We start from the raw sequence: 20,512 nt of genomic DNA on the forward strand, positions 1-20,512 counted from the left end.
GATGCCCGAAACCTTGCCTGCACCGGCCGTTGCGACGGCCCCCGCCAGCCTCCTTCACCCGCCCCGCGCGCTGGCCGGGCGCGGCAGCTCGTGGGTGGTGAGCTCGGCGGTGCTGGTGTCATTGCTGTCACTGCTGCCGATTGCCTTCGTGATCGGCGTGTCGTGGTACACCGGTTGGGCAACCATCGAAGCCATGATATTCCGCCCACGGGTCGGCGAATTGCTGATCAACACGGTACTGCTGGTGCTGATCACCCTGCCCTTGTGCATCGTGCTCGGTACAACACTGGCCTGGCTGACCGAACGCAGCAACCTGCCCGGCCGACGCTTGTGGTCAGTGCTGGCGGTCGCACCGTTGGCCGTGCCGGCGTTCGTCCACAGTTACGCGTGGGTCAGCCTGATTCCATCAATCCACGGTCTGCCGGCCGGTGTGCTGGTGTCGGTGATCGCGTATTTCCCGTTTCTGTATTTGCCGATTGCGGCGACCTTGCGTCGTCTCGATCCGGCGATTGAAGACGTTGCGCAATCCTTGGGACTCAAGCCTTGGGCGGTGTTCTTTCGGGTGGTGTTGCCGCAGTTGCGACTGGCAATCTGCGGAGGAGCCTTGTTGGTCGGTCTGCATTTGCTGGCCGAGTATGGCTTGTACGCGATGATCCGTTTCGACACCTTCACCACGGCGATCTTCGATCAGTTCAAATCGACCTTCAACGGCCCGGCCGCCAACATGCTCGCCGGGGTTCTGGCGCTGTGCTGTCTGGCGATGCTCACGGCTGAATCCGCCGCCCGTGGCCAGGCGCGTTATGCGCGAGTCGGGTCCGGCAGCGCCCGGGATCAGCGCAGCGTGCAACTGGGGCGCGGCGCGACATCTTTGGCGTTACTCCTGCAAACGTTGACCTGCCTGCTGGCGCTCGGTGTGCCGTTGCTCACGCTGGGCCGCTGGCTGGTGGCCGGTGGTGTGCAGGTCTGGCAAGGCGACGAGTTAATGCCGGCCCTGCTGCAGACGTTGTCGTATGGCGTGGCCGGCGCGTTGCTGACCAGCATCGCGGCGATTCCCATTGCATGGCTGTCAATCCGCTCTCCCGGCAAACTGCAGCGCTTGCTGGAAGGCTGCAATTACATCACCAGTTCGCTACCCGGCATTGTCGTTGCGTTGGCGTTGGTCACCGTGACCATTCATTTCGCCCGGCCGATCTACCAGACCACCATCACCGTGCTCTTGGCCTATCTGCTGATGTTCCTGCCGCGGGCGCTGGTCAGTCTGCGCGCCGGTTTCGCTCAGGCCCCGGTCGAACTGGAAAACATCGCGCAAAGCCTTGGCCGCTCGCCGTTGCGCGCATTGTGGCTGATCACCGTGCGCCTGGCTGCTCCCGGCGCGGCGGCAGGGGCAGCCCTGGTATTTCTGGCAATCACCAATGAACTGACCGCGACCCTGCTGCTCGCGCCCAACGGCACGCGCACCCTCGCCACTGGCTTCTGGGCGATGACCAGCGAAATCGATTACGCCGCCGCAGCGCCCTACGCGCTCTTGATGATCCTGCTTTCCCTGCCGCTGACGGCCATTCTCTATCACCAATCCAGGCGTACCGCTGGCCGATGAACGCTCTCGAACTGCTCAACCTCAGTAAAACCTTCGGCGCACAAAAGGCGCTCGATGACGTCAGCCTCAACGTGCCGACCGGCAGCCGCACGGTGATCGTCGGCCCCTCCGGTTCCGGCAAGACCACGCTGTTGCGGATGATCGCCGGGTTCGAGTTTCCCGACAGCGGCAGCCTCACGCTCAACGGCCAGACGCTGGTCGACCGCAGCCACGCAGTGCCGGCCTATCAACGGCAGATCGGCTACGTCCCGCAGGACGGCGCGTTGTTCCCGCACATGACGGTGGCAGCGAACATCGGTTTCGGCCTGGCCCTGACCGGCGCTGCGCGCCATCAACGCATTCTGCAATTGATGGACAGCGTCGCGCTGGACGCGAACATGGCCAACCGTTGGCCGCACGAATTGTCTGGTGGTCAGCAACAGCGCGTATCCCTGGCCCGGGCACTGGCGCAACAACCACGGCTGATGCTGCTCGATGAGCCGTTCTCTGCCCTCGACACCGGTTTGCGCAGTGCCATGCGCAAAATGGTCGCGCGCCTGCTCGAAGACGCCGGCGTCACCACCATTCTGGTGACCCACGATCAGAGCGAAGCGTTGTCGTTTGCCGATCAATTGGCGGTGATGCGCAGCGGCCGGCTGGTGCAATCCGGGCATCCAATGGATCTCTACCGCTTTCCGAATGATGAGCAGACTGCGCACTTTCTCGGCGAAGCGGTGGTGCTGCCCGCGCGGATCGAGGCGGGTTGGGCGCATTGCGATCTGGGTCAGGTGGCGGTGAACAGCAACGGCTTCAGCGGTGCTGCGCAGATCATGCTGCGCCCCGAACAATTGCAGATCGCCGAAGTGGCGCCTGACAGTCAAGGCTGCCAGGCGCTGGTCACCGAGCGCGATTTTGCCGGCAATACCTGCACCTTGACGGTCGAACTGAGCTCATCCGCGACTGAGGATCCGGCCCGTTCGATTCTGGTGCGCAGCTCCGGCATGCACGCACCGCCCGCCGGCAGCGCGGTGCAACTGTCGGTGCTCGGTGCGGCGCATGTGTTTGGCCTGAACTGATCAGAGATCGAAACGATCCACCGCCCGCCGCCGCTCGTTGTCATCGCGCACATCGTAGTTGGCGGTGGTCTGGATGTTGCTGTGATGCGCCAGTTTCTGCGCGATCGACAGATCGTGCTCTTCGATCACCCGGGTGATGAACGAGCGACGGAAATCGTGGGGCATGATCTTCACCCCGACCTGCGTCCCGCGCTGACGGGCGATGTAATAGATCGCGTGCTTGGTGATGCGCTCGCGGGTGATGTGGCTGCCACGGCGGATGCGGTTGAACAGAAAAGCATCGTCGCTCTCGCCTTCCTTGAGCTGTGAACGGCGCAGTTCGAGCCAGGCATTGAGCTTGCTGAACGCCCATGCCGGCGCGTATTTGATCAACTGCTTGTTGCCCTTGGCGGTGACGCACAGGCTGCGCTCGCTGAAGTCGACCTGATTCAGGTCCAGATCCACCGACTCCGACTTGCGCATGCCAGTGCCGTACAGCAACGCGATGATTGCCGCATCACGCAGGCCCTGCGGGCGTGGGTCGGCGGCGCAGACTTCCATCAATTCGTGAATCAGCGTGCGCTTGAGATTGCGCCCCTGAGACAGCCGCGTGCCGGCGATGCCCTTGACCGAGCGCATTTTCAACAGATGTTCCTGGCTGATCAGGCTCATGCGCCAGGCTTCATTCATGACCCCGCGCACGGCATTCACATACAACGAAGAAGTGTTGGGTGCGTAGTTGTCTGCACGCAATGCCGCCACCAGTGCGACAACATCTTCGGGTTGCAAGGCATGCCAGGGAATCTCTTCGACATTCATGTCTTCAAATCCCAGGCGATCGGCTGCATCTTGCAGCACGTAGCGCATGGTGAGCTGGCTGGAAGGCGCCAAACGCGCGAGGTACAGGCTCATCGGGTTGGGCTTTGGAACGACCGGGGTTGCAGCAACTAAATCAATCAAACGATAAACCTTGAGTAAAAAACGTACAGCACTACAACAACTAACAAATGCAATGTACTTGAAGTAAAGAAGGTACTAGGGCCGCACTGTCCGACAAAAAACTGCGATGGACGGTAGAAGCCTGAACAGCGGCTGTATAAGTGACAGATAAACGATTCGCCAACCGGTTTTTCATGTTCCTTTCACAAAAACCGGCATAACCTTAATTCCCATCGGTTCGGTAGTGGCTTTGCCCAACCTGCCGGGCAAATCGTGAAAAGTCAATCGATCCCGACGTCATGCTTTTTTTGCCAAGTTATTGATGCAGGAGTGCTTTTCTGCGTCTACGCTGAGGTTGGATCCAACGATTCCGTGAATTCATCCTTTATTTTTTTTGCAATGAGGTGCCCATGAGTCAGGCGTTTCTCCCCTTCTCTCGCCCGAGTATCGGCGATGAGGAAATTGCCGCCGTAGAGCAGGTGTTGCGCTCGGGCTGGATCACGACGGGGCCGAAAAACCAGGCACTCGAAGAGCAGTTTGCGCAGTATGTCGGTTGCAAGCACGCGGTAGCCTTGTCTTCGGCCACCGGCGGCATGCACATCACGCTGCTGGCCCTGGGCATCGGCCCGGGCGACGAAGTCATCACCCCGTCGCAGACCTGGGTCTCGACCGCCAACATGATCTCCCTGCTGGGCGCCAAACCGGTATTCGTCGATGTCGACCGCGACACGTTGATGACCGACGCTGCGCGCATCGAAGCGGCCATCACCCCGCGGACCAAGGCAATCATTCCGGTGCACTATGCCGGCGCAGCGTTCGATCTCGATCCGCTGTATGCCCTCGCCGACAAGCACGGCATCCCGGTCATCGAAGACGCCGCCCACGCTGCCGGCACCCGCTACAAGGGGCGTCACGTCGGCTCGCAAGGCACGGCGATCTTCTCGTTCCATGCGATCAAGAACATGACCTGTGCCGAAGGCGCGATGTTCGTCACCGATGACGAAGCCCTCGCCAGCCGTGTGCGCATGCTCAAATTCCACGGCCTGGGCGTCGACGCCTATGACCGTCTGACCGGTGGCCGCAAGCCGCAGGCGCAAGTGATGGAGCCGGGCTTCAAGTACAACCTGGCCGACGTCAACGCCGCGATTGCCCTGGTGCAACTGCAGCGTCTGGAGGAAATCAACGCCCGTCGCACCGAACTGGCCACGAGCTATCTGCAGAAGTTCGAAGGCTTGCCAGTGCAACCGCTGGCCCTGCCCGACTACGCCCAGCAACACGCCTGGCACCTGTTCATCCTGCGCATCGACAGCGAGCGTTGCGGCATGGATCGCGAAGCTTTCATGAAGGCTTTGCAGGATCAGGGCATCGGCACCGGTATCCATTTCATTGCCACCCACCTGCACACCTGGTATCGCCAGCGTGACCCCGACCTCTACCTGCCCAACACCGAATGGAACTCGGCGCGGCTGTGCTCGATTCCGCTGTTCCCCGACATGACCGATCAAGACCTTGACCGTGTTGTCGGTGCCATCGCACAAATCATGGAAAAACGCCTGTGAAACCTTATCCAATCCGCAGTGTGTCGATCGTCATCCCGGTCTACAACGAGCAGGAAAGCCTGCCCGAGCTGCTGCGTCGTACCGAGGCGGCCTGCCGCCAGTTGCATCACGACTTCGAAATCGTGCTGGTCGACGACGGCAGCCGCGACGAATCGGCGAACATGCTCGAAGAAGCCGCCGGGCGTGAAAACAGCCCGTTCGTGGCGGTCATTCTCAACCGCAACTATGGTCAGCACGCCGCGATCATGGCCGGTTTCGAACAGTGCAAGGGCGACGTGGTCATCACCATCGACGCCGACCTGCAGAACCCGCCGGAAGAAATCCCACGGCTGGTGGCCGAAGCCGAAAAAGGTTACGACGTGGTCGGGACCGTGCGCGGCAATCGGCAGGACTCGGCGCTGCGCCGGTATCCGTCGAAGCTGATCAACCTTGCCGTGCAGCGCTCCACCGGCGTTGCCATGAGCGACTACGGCTGCATGCTGCGCGCCTACCGCCGCAACATCATCGACGCGATGCTCGCCTGCCGTGAGCGCAGCACGTTCATCCCGATCCTGGCCAACAGCTTCGCCCGTCATACCACCGAAATCGTCGTGGCCCACGCCGAGCGTGAACACGGCGACTCGAAATACAGCCCGATGCGCCTGATCAACCTGATGTTCGATCTGGTCACCTGCATGACCACCACCCCGCTGCGTTTGCTCAGCATCGTCGGCTTCGCCATGGCCGGTCTGGGTGTGCTGTTCGCCGTCGCACTGATCATTCTGCGTCTGGCGTTCGGTGCCGGCTGGGCGGGTGGCGGTACCTTCGTACTGTTCGCCGTACTGTTCGTGTTCACCGGTGGCCAGTTCATCGGCATGGGGCTGCTGGGTGAATACCTGGGCCGCATGTACAGCGATGTGCGCGCCCGTCCGCGTTTCTTCATCGAAAAGGTGTTGCGCAGCCAGCCGGCCGATCCGGCCCCTGCCGTCACCGTTGATGGTCTTTCTTCTACCGCTAATTCTTCCACTTCCGATCAGGTTCTCTCATGAGTGCAAAAACTGTTGTCTTCGCCTACCACGATATTGGCTGCGCCGGCATTGAAGCCCTGCTCAACAGCGGCTTTGACATTGCAGCAGTGTTCACTCACGCCGATGATCCGAAAGAAAACGCGTTCTATGCGTCGGTTGCACAACTGTGCGCGAACAAAGGTATTCCGGTACACGCGCCGGAAGACGCCAACCACCCACTGTGGATCGAGCGCATCGCCAAGCTGGACCCGGAGTACATTTTCTCCTTCTACTACCGCAACCTGCTGAGCGAGCCACTGCTGGCCCTGGCGAAAAAAGGCGCGTTCAACCTGCACGGTTCGCTGCTGCCACGTTATCGCGGTCGCGCTCCGGCAAACTGGGTGCTGGTCAACGGCGAAACCGAAACCGGCGTCACCCTGCACCGTATGGTCAAGCGCGCTGATGCTGGCGCGATCGTTGCCCAGCAACGCGTGGCCATCGAGCGCAGCGACACCGGTCTGACCCTGCACGCCAAATTGCGCACAGCCGCCAGCGACCTGCTGCGCGACACCCTGCCGAACATGCTGCAAGGCAAGATCACTGAAACCCCGCAAGACGAATCCAAAGCCACCGTGTTCGGTCGCCGCACGCCAGCGGACGGCAAACTGGTCTGGGCCAAACCGGCCGAAGAACTGTTCAACCTGGTGCGCGCCGTGACCCGTCCTTACCCGGGCGCCTTCTGCGCCGTGGGCGAGCACAAACTGATCGTCTGGAGCGCCGAAGTCGTCAAGGGCAACGAAGGCCAGGCGCCAGGTCGCGTGATCAGCGTCGATCCGCTGCGCATTGCCTGCGGTCAAGACTCGCTGGTAATCAACGCCGGTCAGCGCAACGACAACGGTCTGTACCTCAGCGGCCCGCAACTGGCCAACGAACTGGGTCTGGTGGATGGCTCGTTGCTGCGCGGCGCCGAATCCGGTCGTGCGCCACGTCGTACTCGCGTACTGATCCTGGGCGTCAACGGTTTCATCGGTAACCACCTGTCCGAGCGCCTGCTGCGTGACGACCGCTACGAAGTCTACGGTCTGGACATCGGCTCCGACGCCATCGAGCGTCTGCGCAGCCACCCGAACTTCCACTTCGTCGAAGGCGACATCAGCATTCACTCCGAGTGGATCGAGTACCACATCAAGAAGTGCGATGTGGTCCTGCCGCTGGTGGCCATCGCCACCCCGATCGAGTACACCCGCAACCCGCTGCGCGTATTCGAGCTGGACTTCGAAGAAAACCTGAAACTGGTTCGCTACTGCGTCAAGTACAACAAGCGCGTGATCTTCCCGTCGACTTCGGAAGTCTATGGCATGTGCCAGGACAAGAACTTCGACGAAGACAGCTCGAACCTGATCGTCGGCCCGATCAACAAGCAGCGCTGGATCTACTCGGTCTCCAAGCAACTGCTGGACCGCGTGATCTGGGCTTACGGCGCCAAAGGCCTGAACTTCACCCTGTTCCGTCCGTTCAACTGGATGGGCCCGCGTCTGGACCGTCTGGATTCGGCGCGTATCGGCAGCTCCCGCGCCATCACCCAGTTGATCCTGAACCTGGTGGAAGGCACGCCGATCCGTCTGTTCGACGGTGGCGAGCAGAAGCGTTGCTTCACCGACATCGCTGACGGCGTCGAGGCGCTGGCGCGGATCATCGACAACGACAACGATGTCTGCAACGGCCAGATCATCAACATCGGCAACCCGGACAACGAAGCCAGCATCCGTCAGTTGGGCGAAGAGCTGCTGCGTCAGTTTGAAGCGCACCCGCTGCGTCACAACTTCCCTCCGTTCGCCGGTTTCCGCGACGTGGAAAGCAAGGCGTTCTACGGTGCCGGTTACCAGGACGTGGAACACCGCAAGCCAAGCATCGCCAACGCCAAGCGCCTGTTGAACTGGGAGCCGACCGTGGAAATGCGCGAGACCATCGGCAACACCCTGGACTTCTTCCTGCGTGAAGCCATGCTCGAAATCGCGGACAAGAAGTAATGCAGGCAGGTCTTCGTATCGATGTCGACACCTACCGTGGCACCCGTGAAGGTGTGCCGCGGCTGCTGGAGATGCTCGACGAGGCGCAGGTCAAGGCAACGTTGTTCTTCAGTGTCGGCCCGGACAACATGGGTCGGCATCTGTGGCGCCTGATCCGCCCGCAGTTCCTCTGGAAAATGCTGCGCTCCAACGCTGCCGGCCTCTACGGCTGGGACATTTTGCTGGCCGGCACTGCCTGGCCCGGCAAACCGATTGGCCGTGATCTCGGGCACCTGATGCGTCAGGCCCGGGACGCCGGTCACGAAGTCGGCCTGCACGCCTGGGATCACCATGGCTGGCAGGCCAACGCCGGGCGTTGGAGCGATGCCCAACTGATCGAACAGATTCGTCAGGGCGTCGACACGTTGAGCGACATCCTCGGAGAAAAGATCCAGTGTTCGGCCGCCGCCGGTTGGCGTGCGGACGAGCGCGTGATCGAGGCCAAACAGACCTTCGGCTTTCGCTACAACAGCGATTGCCGCGGGCAGAGCCTGTTCCGTCCGCTGCTGGCGGACGGCACGCCGGGGACTCCGCAGATTCCGGTGGACCTGCCGACCTTCGACGAAGTCGTTGGCCCGCACGTGGCGGCGAAGGACTTCAACGCCTTCATCCTCGACCAGTTCCAGGCGCAAGCACTCAACGTCTACACCATTCATGCCGAAGTAGAAGGGATTCTGATGGCTCAGGATTTTCGTCAATTGCTGGCTGATGCACGCCAGCGCAACATTGACTTCAAACCCTTGGGCGACTTGTTGCCCGAGTTCTTCAACACCCTGCCTGTGGGCCGTGTGCAACGCGGCGTGCTCGAAGGCCGTGAAGGCTGGCTGGGAGTGCAAGGCGCATGACCAGACGCTGGGCACTGCCGTTGTTGATCGGTCTCTGTCTGCTGGCCTATCTGTTGCCGTTGCACACCCATGGCCTGTGGATTCCCGACGAAACCCGCTACGCACAGATCAGCCAGGACATGCTGCTCAGTGGCAACTGGGTATCGCCGCATTTCATGGGGCTGCGTTATTTCGAGAAACCGATTGCCGGCTACTGGATGATTGCCATCGGCCAGGAATTGTTCGGGCAGAACCTGTTCGGCGTGCGCTTCGCGTCGGCCCTCAGCACCGTTTTGAGTGTGCTGCTGGCCTACCTGGTCGCGCGCAGGCTATGGAACGATCCGCGCAAGAGCTTCGTCTGTGCCCTGCTCTACATGAGCTTCACGGTCGTCGCCGGCCAGGCCGGATACGCCAACCTTGATCCGCAATTCACCTTCTGGGTCAACCTGAGCCTGGTGGCGTTGTGGTTTGCGCTCGACGGCCGCAGCACCGGGCAACGTCTGGGCGCCTGGGCGTTGTTGGGGCTGGCCTGCGGCATGGGCTTCATGACCAAGGGCTTTCTCGCCTGGTTGTTGCCGGTATTGATCGCGTTGCCGTGGATGCTCTGGCAGAAACGCTGGCGCGAGCTGCTGGTGTTCGGTCGGGTGGCGATTGCCATCGCGATCATCGTCAGCTTGCCGTGGGCACTGGCGGTGCACGCGCAGGAGCCGGATTACTGGCGGTTCTTCTTTTGGCACGAACACATTCGCCGCTTTGCCGGTGACGATGCGCAGCACGATGCACCGTGGTGGTTTTACCTGCCGCTGCTGGTGGCGTTCAGCCTGCCGTGGGTCGGTCTGTTGCCGACCGCGTTCAAGCAAGCCTGGCAAACCCGTGCCCAGCCGAAAATGGTCTTCCTGCTGCTGTGGCTGTGGCTGCCGCTGGGCTTTTTCAGCCTGAGCAACGGCAAACTGCCGACCTACATCCTGCCGTGCCTGTTGCCATTGGCACTGGTGCTGGGCAATGCGCTGGCTGATCGCCTGCGTCTTGAACAAGGTCGGGCGCTGGGGATCAACGGTCTGCTGAACCTGCTGCTGGGTGTGGTCACGCTGATCGCACTGGTTTACCTGCAATTGAACAAACCGGTGTACGACCACGAACTGCACAGCATGGTGCTGGTGTTCATCGCCCTGATCGGCTGGATCATCGCCAACCTCGCGCAAGCGTTCCTGCCGCTGCAATGCTGGGCGGCTCCGGCGTTGGGCAGTCTGTTGCTGGCCGGGATCCTGCCGGCGGCGTTGCCCAAGTCGGTGGTGGCCAACAAGACCCCGGATCAGTTCGTCCGTCATCACGTCACTGAACTGTCCGGCGCTACGCATCTGCTGAGCAACGATCTGGGCGCGGCGGCGGCACTGGCCTGGCGCATGAAACAACCGGAGGTCGCGCTGTACAACACAGTCGGCGAACTCAAGTACGGTCTTTCCTACCCGGAAGGCGCCGAGCGCCGACTCACCAAGGACAACGTTCAACAATGGGTACGCGAAGCGCGCCGCAGCGGATCGGTCGGTGTGCTGATGCGCGTCAAGGGCCAGGACGAGCTCGAAGAGCTGGATCTGCTGCCCAAGGACGGTACCCGTTACGAATCGGGCAATCTGGTGATCATGGTGCTGCCCAAGGATCCGTCATGAGCTGGTTGCTGTTACTGACGGCGTGTCTGCTGACGTGCCTGGGGCAAGTCGCGCAGAAATTCGCCGTGGAGAGCTGGCGCGGCGTTGATTCGTCCTGGGCCGACAAACTGCGTTCGCCATGGTTGTGGCTGGCGCTGGTTTCTCTCGGCAGCGGGCTGCTGGTGTGGCTGCTGGTGTTGCAACGTCTTGAAGTGGGCATCGCTTACCCGATGCTCAGCCTCAACTTCGTGCTGATCACCCTGATTGCCCGCTTCGTCTTTCGCGAGCCCATCGACCGCCAGCATTGGCTGGGTGTGGCGCTGGTGATCGGCGGCGTGGTTTTGCTGGGGCAACAGTCATGAACAAGGTACGTGGTATCGGTTTCGCCCTCGCCAGCGTGGGGTTGGTCAGCAGTGCCCAACTGGGCATGCGCTGGAGCATGACGCGCCTGCCGCAACCGGAACAATGGCTGGCGGCGCTGAGCGCCGGCAGTGTCGATCTGTCGGCACTGGCGGTGGTGCTGGTAGCAATTTTCGCCTACGCCCTGTCGATGCTCTGCTGGCTCGCGGCATTGCGCGATCTGCCGCTCGGCCGGGCTTATTCACTATTGAGCATCAGCTACGCGCTGGTGTACCTGCTGGCGGCCAGTCTGCCGCTGTTCAACGAATCGTTCAGTTTCACTAAATCGCTGGGCGTGGCACTGGTCATGCTCGGGGTCATCACTATTAACACTCGTCCGTCTCGTGCGCCCGAATTCAGGAGTGCTCCATGAAAATCACAGTATTTGGTAGCGGTTATGTTGGCCTGGTGCAGGCCGCCGTGTTGGCCGAAGTCGGTCACGACGTCGTGTGCATGGACATCGATCAGAAGAAAGTCGAACTGCTGCGCCAGGGTCACGTCAGTATCTTTGAACCGGGCCTGTCGAGCCTGGTACGCGAAGGTCTGGACTCCAGCCGCCTGCATTTCACCTCCGATGAAAAACTCGCCGTACAACACGGTCGCGTCGCGTTCATCGCCGTGGGTACACCGTCCAGTGAAGACGGTTCGGCCGATCTGAAATACGTGCTGTCGGTGGGTGACGCCGTGGCGCGCCATCGTGAGCAGCCGCTGATCCTGGTGGAAAAATCCACCGTGCCGGTCGGCACCGGCGACACCCTGCGTGCACACATTCAAGCCGCGCTGGACAAGGCCGGTCGTGAGCTGCAGTTCGATATCGTGTCCAACCCGGAATTCCTCAAGGAAGGTTCGGCGGTGTCCGACTGCCGTCGTCCGGACCGCATCGTCATCGGCTGCGAAGGTGACGAAGTGCGCGACGTGATGCGCGACCTGTACTCGCCGTTCAACCGCAACCACGACCGCATCATGTTCATGGACCTGCGCAGCGCCGAGCTGACCAAATACGCCGCCAACTGCATGCTGGCGACCAAGATCAGCTTTATCAATCAGATCGCCGAACTGGCCGAACACCTGGGCGCCGACATCGAGTCGGTCCGTCAGGGCATCGGTGCCGACACGCGCATCGGTTACCACTTCATCTACCCAGGCTGCGGTTACGGCGGTTCGTGCTTCCCGAAAGACATGCGCGCGCTGATCCACAGTGCCGAACAGGCACATTGCTCCAGCGACCTGCTGCAAGCGGTCGAGGCGATCAACGAGCGGCAGAAGCACAAGCTGTTCGAACGCATCAACGCGTTCTACAAGGGTGACCTGCGCGGCAAGACCTTCGCCCTGTGGGGCCTGGCGTTCAAGCCGAACACCGACGACATGCGCGATGCGCCGAGCCGCGTGCTGCTCGATTCGCTGTTCGCCGCTGGCGCCAGCGTTCGTGCGTTCGACCCGGAAGCGATGCAGGAAACCCAGCATCTGTATCCGAACGAAGAAAAACTGATGCTGATGGGCACCCCGGAATCGGTGCTGTCGGGTTCCGATGCGCTGATCATCTGCACCGAATGGCAGCAGTTCAAGGCGCCGGATTTCGACCTGATCGAGCAGCGCCTGAAAGCCCCGGTGATCTTCGACGGCCGCAACCTGTACGACGCCGAGCGTCTGGCGCGCAACGGCTTCAAGTACTTCCCGATCGGCCGTGGTGATTCGCGCAAACTGCCGATCCCGCTGCAACAGTGGCCTAACAAAGCGGACGTCGCTTGATCACGTTGTCGCCTGTCATCCGCCGGCAGTCCCTGATCGCAGGGCTGCTGGCGCTGTTGCTGTTCATAGCCGGGGTTTACGGACAGGCTCCCATTGGCTTCGATTCACGGTTCGTACTGTTTGCCCAGGAAATGTTGCGACACGGGCCGACCGTATTCCCGACCACTTACGGTCAACCTTACGCCGACTATTCAGCGCTCTCGACGCTGTTCATCTGGTTGTTGTCGTTGCCCTTCGGCGCGATCAACACCCTGACGGCATGGCTGCCAAGCGCGATTGCCGGCGGCGTGATCGTGACGTTGATGTATCGCTTGCTGGCGGTGCATTCGCAGCGTTGGGCGTTGATCAGCATTGCGCTGTTGATGCTCACCAGCACCTTCGTCACCGAAGTGCGCGCCGTGTCGCAAGACCTGATGCTCGCCGCCGTGGCGCTGTCGGTGTTTTACCTGGGCTACGCGCACGACCATTTCGGCTCGCGCCGTCGCTGGCCGCTGATCTTTATCCTGTTGTTGCTGGGCTTCGGTATTCGCGGGCCCATCGGCCTGGTGGTGCCGACCGGCATGCTCTGCAGTTACTACTTGCTCAACCGCGAGTGGAAACGGCTGTTCGTGTTCGGTGTGCTGGCGTCGATCCTGCTCGCTGCATGCGTCGGCCTGCTGTTGTGGCTGGCTAAACTCAGCGGTGGCGAGGCGTTCCTGCAAGACGTGATTCGTATGCAGTTCATGGGGCGCATGGACGGCAGCGAAGGCGTCAGCGGTTCGCTGTATTACTTCACCAGCTCCATGGGCAATTACGCACTGGCGTATCCGCTGGCGATACTGGCGTTGGCCGCGACCTGGCTGAGCAAGCCGCATCAGCGCGGGCCGGCCTTGCGTCTGGTGCAATACTGCGCGGCCGCCGGGCTGATCGTCATGGTCGGTCTGTCGATTCCACAGGCGAAGAAGGCGCGTTACCTGCTGCCGATGTTGCCGATGGCGGCGATCATCGCGGCGTACCCGTTCCAGGTGCTGCACGGTCGAGTGTTCCGCGTATTGCGTGGGGTAATTCAAGGCATCTGGCTGGTGACGCCGGGGCTATTGATGGTGGCCCTGCTGGTTGCCAAGCGCCGCTTTCCCGAGCAGCTCGACGGCATCACCCTGGTGCTGATCGTGCTCGGCGTTCTGCAATTGCTCGCGTTGTCGCGTCTGATGATTCCGCGCTGGCGTGCCGAAGTGCTGGCGCTGTGTTCGGTATTGGCGTTGTGGACGGTGTATGCCGCGGTGTTCGAACCGGTAGAGCGACGTCTGTACGACACGCAGGCGTTCAGTCGCGCCGCCTTCGCGCAGGTGCAGCAGAACCCGGCACCGCTGGTGCTGCACGGCATGGGCAAAGACGCCAAGGCGATCAAGTTCATGGTCAACGTCGAGCAGGATCTGCAACCGCAGTTCACCGAAACAGTCCAGCAACTCGAAGCCCTCAAGGGCCCGGCCTGGCTGATGATGGACAGCAAGGACCTGCAATCGCTACAGGGCACCCCGCTGGCCGGCTTGCAACCCGTGCTGACGGGGCGTTTCGACAAGAACGATTACGTGCTGTTGTATCTGAAGCCCTTGTAGGAACTGATTGAGGCTGCGATCTTTTGCGCTTTCAGGAAAAAGATCGCAGCCTGCGGCAGCTCCTACAGGGATTTTTACCATGAGTTTTGTTGTACGCCGGGCGCGGCAGAATGATGCCGCCGCCCTCCCCGCCATCGAACGCTCGGCCGCCGATCTGTTTCGCACCGATCCAACCCTCGCCTGGCTTGCCGACACCGACGTGGCAAGCGCCGCGCAACACCGCCAAGCCATCGACAATGCCCACGTCTGGGTCGCCGAAACCACCTCGGCGCAACTCGCAGGGTTTATCCGCGCGCTGGATTTCGACAACTTGCTGCACATTGAAGAACTGTCGGTCAGCCTCGCGTTTCAGGGTCAAGGCGTGGGCCGTAAACTGCTGCTGGCCACGATTGAACATGCCCGCTGCGAGCAAATGCGCGCGGTGACCCTGACCACGTTTCGCGACGTGCCGTGGAATGCGCCGTTTTATCAGCGGATGGGGTTTGTGGAAGTCGCACCCGGTGAGCACGAAGCGCATTTGCTCGATGCTCTGCAGAAAGAAATCGAGCATGGCTTTGCCGCCGAGCGACGCTGCGCCATGCACCTGCCCCTCTATTGATAACACCGCCGCTCCCACAAGGGGATTTACGCTGTGTCAGGTTGACCGCTGAGCGGGACCCGGTGAGGATGGCAAGGCTCACCCGCGCATTCTGAAATAAGGACATTGATCTCTTCGTGGCCACCTACTCCCGCCTGATCCGCCGACTGATGATCACCTCGCTGAGTATCGTCATCAGCCGTGCCCTGATCAGTCCGCTGCTGACCTTGTTTCTCAGCAACAAACTGGGCCTCAACCCACAGGATGTCGGTCTGCTGTTGGGCATCGCCGTGTTCAGTGCCACGCTGTTGTCGCTGTACGGCGGCTACATCATCGATCGCCTCGACAAGCGTCAGCTGTTGATCCTGACCATGCTTTCCAGCGGTGTCGGCCTGATGCTGCTGACCTTCGCGCAGAATCTGTACCTGGTCACGCTGGTGCTGATCATCAGTGAAACGGCGTCGGCGCTGTTCCTGATCTGCTCCAAAGCGATGCTCAGTGAAAACCTGCCGGTCGGCCAGCGGGTCAAGGCGTTTTCGTTGAACTACACGCTGACCAATATTGGCTACGCCGTGGGCCCGATGATCGGCGTGGTGATTGCCGGCGTTCAGCCTTCAGCGCCGTTTATTGTCGCGGGGCTGATTGCCGCCGGCAGCGTTTTCCTGCTGCTGGGCGTGTCCCGCGAGGCCAGTCCGCTGTCGCAGGTCAGCCAACCGCAGAGTTTCCTGAACACCCTGATCATCCTGAAAAACGACCGCACGATGATCCTGTTCACTTTTGGTTGCCTGCTCAGCACGCTGGTTCACGGGCGCTTCACCCTGTACCTGTCGCAGTACCTGCTGGTGACCCACACGCAGGACCAGACACTCGACACCATGGCCGCCCTGCTCGCCTGCAACGCGATCACGGTGATCCTGCTGCAGTACCAGATCGGGCGATTCCTCAAACGTGAGCACCTGCGCTACTGGATTGCCGGCGGCACCGCGTTGTTCATCGTCGGTCTGATCGGCTTCAGCCTGGCCGACAGTTTGGTCGGCTGGTGCGTGGCGATGTTCATCTTCACCCTCGGCGAGATGATCATTTACCCGGCGGATTTCCTCTTCGTCGACACCCTGGCCCCGGAAGAACTGCGCGGCAGTTACTACGGTGCGCAGAACTTCGCGGCGTTAGGCGGCGCGCTGAGTCCAATGATGTGCGGATTCCTGCTGATGCACACGCCAGCGCCGAGCATGTTCTACGCCTTGAGCGCCCTGGCGGCGCTGGGTGGGTATCTGTGTTTTGTCAGTGGACGCCGCGTGGCGATAATTCAAAAATAATGCACTGAAGCAGCATTTATATGAATTTGTCAGCATCGACTTTGCACGGCACACTGTGCGCGTTCCTCCCCCAATAGTTGGAACACTTCGAGGACTTTCCGAAACGGACAAGTCCTTTTTTTTGCCCCGAATTTACCGCAAGGACCCGATGTACATGCTCGCTCGCTGGTTGCCCGCCGCCATCAACACTCGCCCCACCGAATGGAGCCGCGCCGCGATCGGCATGGCGCTGGGCACCTTGTTCAGCGTCTGGGCGTGCAGTCAGGTGTTCGGCATCGAGGTCGCGTATCACCTGATCGGGCCGTTGGGCGCCTCAGCGGTGTTGCTGTTTGCCGTCTCTTCGGGCGCCCTCGCTCAACCTTGGTCGATCATCGGCGGCTACCTGTGCGCCAGCGTTGTCGCGTTGCTGGTCGCCCACGTGTTCGGTCGCACCCTGGGCAGCGCCTGTCTGGCGGCGGGCATCGCGCTGATTCTGATGTGCTGGCTGCGTTGCCTGCACCCACCCGCCGGTGCGCTCGCGCTGACGCTGGTACTGGCCGATCCGGCCACCATCGCAATGGACTGGAAAGCCATGGAACCGGTGATGCTCGCCGCCGCCTGCATGCTGCTCAGCGCGCTGGCCTACAACAACCTGACGCGCATCCGCTACCCGAAACGCCCGACCGAGCCTGCGCCGCTGCTGGCTCCCGTCGACAGCCAGTCAATTACCGCCGAAGATTTGAAACGGGCACTGGCCGACATGGAAGCCTTTATCGACGTCACCCCCGAAGACCTCGAACAATTGATTCATGCCAGCGAGCTGCATGCCAAACGCCGCAGCATCGGCGAAGTCTTCTCCTGATACCCCACACTCCCTGTAGGAGCTGTCGAGTGCAACGAGGCTGCGATCTTTCAAGATCAAAAGATCGCAGCCTTCGGCAGCTCCTACACCAGCAGATGTCGATTCTCCCCTAAGGCAAAAACGCAAACTCCCCCTGCACATATCCCGGTTGTACACGGCAAATTTGCACTGTTACGATCGGTCAACGCTCGCGCGCGAGCTTCTCGAATAAAGACAATAAAAGCAGGGAGTTAGTGATGACTGCTCAGGCTTCATCCCCGCGGACGCCGTCCATGGATGCCACACAAAACGAAGTGCTGGCCGAGGTTCGCAATCACATCGGTCACCTGACCCTCAACCGCCCCGCCGGTCTCAACGCCATCACCCTCGACATGGTTCGTCAGTTGCAGCAGCAACTCGATGCCTGGGCCACTGACCCCAGCGTGCGCGCGGTTGTGCTGCGCGGTGCCGGTGACAAGGCTTTCTGTGCCGGTGGCGATATCCGTTCGCTGTACGACAGCTTCAAAAGCGGCGACACGCTGCACGAAGATTTCTTCGTCGAGGAATACGCCCTCGACCTGACGATTCATCATTACCGCAAACCGGTGCTGGCCTTGATGGACGGTTTCGTCCTGGGCGGCGGCATGGGCCTGGTGCAAGGTGCGGATCTGCGGGTGGTCACCGAAAAAAGTCGTCTGGCGATGCCGGAAGTGGCGATCGGTTATTTCCCCGATGTCGGCGGCAGTTATTTCCTCTCGCGGATTCCCGGTGAACTGGGGATCTATCTGGGCGTCAGCGGTGTGCAGATTCGTGCGGCCGATGCGTTGTACTGCGGGCTGGCCGACTGGTTTGTCGACAGCAGCAAACTGGCGAGCCTCGACGAACAACTCGATCACCTGGAATGGCGCGATACGCCGCTCAAGGATCTGCAGAGCCTGCTCGCGAAAAATGGCGTGCAAACCCTGGCCGATGCACCGCTGGAGAAACTGCGCCCGGCCATCGACCATTTCTTCGCCCTGCCGGACGTGCCGAGCATTGTCGAGCAACTGCGCGCGGTCACCGTCGCCGACAGCCATGAGTGGGCGACCACCACCGCGGATCTGCTGGACACCCGCTCGCCACTGGCGATGGCCGTGACCCTGGAAATGCTCCGTCGCGGTCGGCACCTGAGCCTGGAACACTGTTTCGCCCTCGAACTGCATCTGGATCGCCAGTGGTTCGAACGCGGCGACCTGATCGAGGGCGTGCGCGCCCTGCTGATCGACAAAGACAAGACACCACGCTGGAACCCGCCGACCCTTGCTGCGCTGGACGCCGGGCATGTCGCGAGTTTCTTTCACGGTTTTACTGAGAGCGGGAGCTGAGCCATGCACGATCTCGAACTGACTGAAGAGCAAGTGATGATCCGCGACATGGCCCGGGACTTCGCCCGCGGCGAAATCGCGCCCCATGCACAAGCCTGGGAAAAGGCCGGCTGGATCGACGACGCGCTGGTGGCGAAGATGGGCGAGCTCGGTTTGCTCGGCATGGTGGTGCCCGAGGAATGGGGCGGCACCTACGTCGATTACGTGGCCTATGCGCTGGCGGTGGAAGAGATTTCTGCCGGCGACGGTGCCACCGGTGCCTTCATGAGCATTCACAACTCGGTGGGCTGCGGCCCGGTCATGAACTACGGCAGCGAAGCGCAGAAACAGACCTGGCTGGCGGATCTCGCCAGTGGCCAGACGATTGGCTGCTTTTGCCTCACCGAACCGCAGGCCGGCTCCGAGGCGCACAACCTGCGCACCCGTGCCGAACTGCGTGACGGCCAGTGGGTGATCAACGGCGCCAAGCAATTCGTCAGCAATGGCAAACGGGCGAAACTGGCGATCGTGTTTGCGGTGACCGACCCGGATCTGGGCAAGAAAGGCATTTCCGCGTTCCTCGTACCGACCGAGACCCCGGGTTTCATCGTCGATCGCACCGAACACAAGATGGGCATCCGCGCTTCCGACACCTGCGCGGTGACCCTGAACAACTGCAGCATTCCCGAGGCCAATCTACTCGGCGAGCGCGGCAAGGGTCTGGCGATTGCCCTGTCCAACCTTGAAGGCGGCCGCATCGGCATCGCTGCGCAGGCCTTGGGCATCGCCCGGGCGGCGTTTGAAGCGGCGCTGGTTTACTCACGCGACCGAATCCAGTTCGGCAAGCCGATCAACGAACACCAGAGCATCGCCAACCTGCTGGCCGACATGCACATGCAAATCAACGCGGCGCGACTGATGATCCTGCACGCGGCGCGTCTGCGCACGGCGGGTAAGCCGTGCCTGTCGGAGGCGTCACAGGCCAAACTGTTCGCCTCGGAAATGGCCGAGAAGGTCTGCTCCTCGGCGATTCAGATTCATGGCGGGTATGGGTATCTGGAGGACTATCCGGTCGAGAAGTACTACCGCGATGCGCGGATTACCCAGATCTATGAAGGCTCGAGCGAGATTCAGCGGATGGTGATTGCCCGGGAATTGAAGAACTATCAGTTGTAACGCCAAAAGCTTCGCGAGCAAGCCCGCTCCCACATTGGATCTGCGTCGTACACAAATCCCATGTTGGAGCGGGCTTGCTCGCGAAGGCGTCAGTCAGGTCAGCGCATTATTTGCCCTGAAACTCCGGCGTCCGCTTGGCCACAAACGCCGCCATCCCTTCTTTCTGGTCCTGAGTGGCAAACGCCGCATGGAACACCCGACGCTCGAAGCGTACGCCTTCAGTCAGGTTGACCTCAAAGGCGCGGTTGACGCTTTCCTTGACCATCATCGCAATCGGCAGCGATTTGCTGGCGATCACCGCGGCGACTTTCAACGCTTCGTCGAGCAATTCATCGCTCGGCACGATCCGCGCGACGATGCCGCAGCGCTCGGCTTCCACCGCATCGATCATCCGCCCGCTGAGGCACATTTCCATGGCCTTGGCCTTGCCCACGGCGCGGGTCAGGCGCTGGGTGCCGCCCATGCCCGGGAGCACGCCGAGGTTGATTTCCGGTTGGCCGAATTTGGCGTTGTCGCCGGCAAGGATGAAGTCGCACATCAGCGCCAGTTCGCAGCCGCCACCGAGGGCGAAGCCGTTGACCGCTGCGATGATCGGCTTGCGTCGGTTGGCCACGCGGTCGCTGTCGCTGAACAGGTCGTCCATGTAGATCTGCGGATAGGTCAGTTCGGCCATTTCCTTGATGTCGGCGCCGGCGGCGAAAGCTTTCTTCGAACCGGTGATGACGATGCAGCCGATGTTCGCATCCGCTTCCAGACCGTCGAGGGCGTGGTTCACTTCGCTGACCAGTTGCGCGTTCAAGGCGTTCAGTGCCTGCGGGCGGTTGAGGGTGATCAGGCCGACGCGGCCGTGGTTTTCCAGCAGAATCGTTTCGTAAGTCATGGG

18 protein-coding genes are annotated in these 20,512 nt (G+C 61.3%); 16 read left to right on the forward strand and 2 right to left on the reverse strand.

Annotated elements, in window-relative coordinates; genetic code table 11:
- The first annotated feature begins 1 nt into the window (after window position 1).
- Together AC27VU_RS01515 and AC27VU_RS01520 are read left to right on the forward strand one after the other, a co-directional pair.
- Window positions 2-1,597: an ABC transporter permease gene (locus AC27VU_RS01515; protein ID WP_488723250.1), complete on the forward strand. Its 1,596-nt coding sequence runs from the start codon at window positions 2-4 to the stop codon at window positions 1,595-1,597.
- On the forward strand, window positions 1,594-2,652 hold the full coding sequence (locus tag AC27VU_RS01520; RefSeq protein ID WP_488723251.1) for an ABC transporter ATP-binding protein: 1,059 nt from the start codon (window positions 1,594-1,596) through the stop codon (window positions 2,650-2,652). Before AC27VU_RS01515 ends, AC27VU_RS01520 begins: the two co-directional genes overlap by 4 nt.
- Here AC27VU_RS01520 and AC27VU_RS01525 read toward each other — a convergent pair whose 3' ends face one another.
- The gene (locus AC27VU_RS01525; RefSeq protein ID WP_003224736.1) at window positions 2,653-3,543 is read right to left on the reverse strand and encodes a site-specific integrase; all 891 of its coding nucleotides are present in this window, start codon (window positions 3,541-3,543) and stop codon (window positions 2,653-2,655) included.
- A 437-nt stretch (window positions 3,544-3,980) separates the two neighbouring features.
- Between AC27VU_RS01525 and arnB the strand changes: the two genes are divergently transcribed.
- The 14 genes from arnB to AC27VU_RS01595 all read left to right on the forward strand — a co-directional run bounded on the left by arnB (window position 3,981) and on the right by AC27VU_RS01595 (window position 19,629).
- A complete protein-coding gene (gene arnB / locus AC27VU_RS01530; RefSeq protein WP_262141195.1) occupies window positions 3,981-5,129 on the forward strand; it encodes a UDP-4-amino-4-deoxy-L-arabinose aminotransferase in 1,149 nt (382 codons plus the stop codon).
- A complete protein-coding gene (gene arnC / locus AC27VU_RS01535; protein ID WP_201137718.1) occupies window positions 5,126-6,157 on the forward strand; it encodes an undecaprenyl-phosphate 4-deoxy-4-formamido-L-arabinose transferase in 1,032 nt (343 codons plus the stop codon). The genes arnB and arnC overlap by 4 nt, the downstream gene beginning before the upstream one ends.
- On the forward strand, window positions 6,154-8,145 hold the full coding sequence (gene arnA / locus AC27VU_RS01540; protein WP_003224731.1) for a bifunctional UDP-4-amino-4-deoxy-L-arabinose formyltransferase/UDP-glucuronic acid oxidase ArnA: 1,992 nt from the start codon (window positions 6,154-6,156) through the stop codon (window positions 8,143-8,145). Before arnC ends, arnA begins: the two co-directional genes overlap by 4 nt.
- The gene (gene arnD, locus AC27VU_RS01545) at window positions 8,145-9,029 is read left to right on the forward strand and encodes a 4-deoxy-4-formamido-L-arabinose-phosphoundecaprenol deformylase (RefSeq protein WP_488723252.1); all 885 of its coding nucleotides are present in this window, start codon (window positions 8,145-8,147) and stop codon (window positions 9,027-9,029) included. Before arnA ends, arnD begins: the two co-directional genes overlap by 1 nt.
- Complete coding sequence (gene arnT, locus AC27VU_RS01550) at window positions 9,026-10,675, forward strand: lipid IV(A) 4-amino-4-deoxy-L-arabinosyltransferase (RefSeq protein ID WP_488723253.1); 1,650 nt, start codon at window positions 9,026-9,028, stop codon at window positions 10,673-10,675. The genes arnD and arnT overlap by 4 nt, the downstream gene beginning before the upstream one ends.
- Complete coding sequence (arnE, locus tag AC27VU_RS01555; protein WP_003224726.1) at window positions 10,672-11,016, forward strand: 4-amino-4-deoxy-L-arabinose-phosphoundecaprenol flippase subunit ArnE; 345 nt, start codon at window positions 10,672-10,674, stop codon at window positions 11,014-11,016. The genes arnT and arnE overlap by 4 nt, the downstream gene beginning before the upstream one ends.
- Entirely contained in the window at window positions 11,013-11,426 is a 414-nt protein-coding gene (arnF, locus tag AC27VU_RS01560; RefSeq protein WP_488723254.1) for a 4-amino-4-deoxy-L-arabinose-phosphoundecaprenol flippase subunit ArnF, read from the forward strand. Before arnE ends, arnF begins: the two co-directional genes overlap by 4 nt.
- Window positions 11,423-12,802: a UDP-glucose dehydrogenase family protein gene (locus AC27VU_RS01565; RefSeq protein WP_488723255.1), complete on the forward strand. Its 1,380-nt coding sequence runs from the start codon at window positions 11,423-11,425 to the stop codon at window positions 12,800-12,802. The genes arnF and AC27VU_RS01565 overlap by 4 nt, the downstream gene beginning before the upstream one ends.
- Window positions 12,799-14,397 carry an ArnT family glycosyltransferase gene (locus AC27VU_RS01570; protein ID WP_488723256.1) on the forward strand — a complete coding sequence of 533 codons (1,599 nt, stop codon included), beginning with the start codon at window positions 12,799-12,801 and terminating at the stop codon, window positions 14,395-14,397. The genes AC27VU_RS01565 and AC27VU_RS01570 overlap by 4 nt, the downstream gene beginning before the upstream one ends.
- 79 nt (window positions 14,398-14,476) lie before the next feature.
- Window positions 14,477-14,995: a GNAT family N-acetyltransferase gene (locus AC27VU_RS01575; RefSeq protein ID WP_488723257.1), complete on the forward strand. Its 519-nt coding sequence runs from the start codon at window positions 14,477-14,479 to the stop codon at window positions 14,993-14,995.
- Window positions 14,996-15,111: 116 nt separating this feature from the next.
- Window positions 15,112-16,290 carry an MFS transporter gene (locus tag AC27VU_RS01580; RefSeq protein WP_488723258.1) on the forward strand — a complete coding sequence of 393 codons (1,179 nt, stop codon included), beginning with the start codon at window positions 15,112-15,114 and terminating at the stop codon, window positions 16,288-16,290.
- A gap of 154 nt (window positions 16,291-16,444) precedes the next feature.
- Window positions 16,445-17,131: an HPP family protein gene (locus tag AC27VU_RS01585; protein ID WP_488723259.1), complete on the forward strand. Its 687-nt coding sequence runs from the start codon at window positions 16,445-16,447 to the stop codon at window positions 17,129-17,131.
- Window positions 17,132-17,367: 236 nt separating this feature from the next.
- Complete coding sequence (locus AC27VU_RS01590) at window positions 17,368-18,474, forward strand: enoyl-CoA hydratase/isomerase family protein (protein ID WP_488723260.1); 1,107 nt, start codon at window positions 17,368-17,370, stop codon at window positions 18,472-18,474.
- Window positions 18,475-18,477: 3 nt separating this feature from the next.
- Window positions 18,478-19,629 carry an acyl-CoA dehydrogenase family protein gene (locus tag AC27VU_RS01595; protein ID WP_488723261.1) on the forward strand — a complete coding sequence of 384 codons (1,152 nt, stop codon included), beginning with the start codon at window positions 18,478-18,480 and terminating at the stop codon, window positions 19,627-19,629.
- A 106-nt stretch (window positions 19,630-19,735) separates the two neighbouring features.
- Here the strand turns inward: AC27VU_RS01595 and AC27VU_RS01600 are convergent, their stop codons facing one another.
- Complete coding sequence (locus AC27VU_RS01600) at window positions 19,736-20,509, reverse strand: enoyl-CoA hydratase (protein ID WP_103483376.1); 774 nt, start codon at window positions 20,507-20,509, stop codon at window positions 19,736-19,738.
- Between the last annotated feature and the right edge of the window lie 3 nt (window positions 20,510-20,512).

The sequence above is a fragment of the Pseudomonas sp. 14P5.3.2 genome (genome assembly GCF_057799175.1).

Bases quoted from the DNA above. Each gene is read 5' to 3' on its own strand.
- AC27VU_RS01515 (WP_488723250.1), top strand. From the start codon at position 2: ATGCCCGAAACCTTGCCTGCACCGGCCGTTGCGACGGCCCCCGCCAGC.
- AC27VU_RS01520 (WP_488723251.1), top strand. From the start codon at position 1,594: ATGAACGCTCTCGAACTGCTCAACCTCAGTAAAACCTTCGGCGCACAA.
- AC27VU_RS01525 (WP_003224736.1), bottom strand. From the start codon at position 3,543: ATGAGCCTGTACCTCGCGCGTTTGGCGCCTTCCAGCCAGCTCACCATG.
- arnB (WP_262141195.1), top strand. From the start codon at position 3,981: ATGAGTCAGGCGTTTCTCCCCTTCTCTCGCCCGAGTATCGGCGATGAG.
- arnA (WP_003224731.1), top strand. From the start codon at position 6,154: ATGAGTGCAAAAACTGTTGTCTTCGCCTACCACGATATTGGCTGCGCC.
- arnD (WP_488723252.1), top strand. From the start codon at position 8,145: ATGCAGGCAGGTCTTCGTATCGATGTCGACACCTACCGTGGCACCCGT.
- arnT (WP_488723253.1), top strand. From the start codon at position 9,026: ATGACCAGACGCTGGGCACTGCCGTTGTTGATCGGTCTCTGTCTGCTG.
- arnE (WP_003224726.1), top strand. From the start codon at position 10,672: ATGAGCTGGTTGCTGTTACTGACGGCGTGTCTGCTGACGTGCCTGGGG.
- arnF (WP_488723254.1), top strand. From the start codon at position 11,013: ATGAACAAGGTACGTGGTATCGGTTTCGCCCTCGCCAGCGTGGGGTTG.
- AC27VU_RS01565 (WP_488723255.1), top strand. From the start codon at position 11,423: ATGAAAATCACAGTATTTGGTAGCGGTTATGTTGGCCTGGTGCAGGCC.
- AC27VU_RS01575 (WP_488723257.1), top strand. From the start codon at position 14,477: ATGAGTTTTGTTGTACGCCGGGCGCGGCAGAATGATGCCGCCGCCCTC.
- AC27VU_RS01585 (WP_488723259.1), top strand. From the start codon at position 16,445: ATGCTCGCTCGCTGGTTGCCCGCCGCCATCAACACTCGCCCCACCGAA.
- AC27VU_RS01590 (WP_488723260.1), top strand. From the start codon at position 17,368: ATGACTGCTCAGGCTTCATCCCCGCGGACGCCGTCCATGGATGCCACA.
- AC27VU_RS01595 (WP_488723261.1), top strand. From the start codon at position 18,478: ATGCACGATCTCGAACTGACTGAAGAGCAAGTGATGATCCGCGACATG.
- AC27VU_RS01600 (WP_103483376.1), bottom strand. From the start codon at position 20,509: ATGACTTACGAAACGATTCTGCTGGAAAACCACGGCCGCGTCGGCCTG.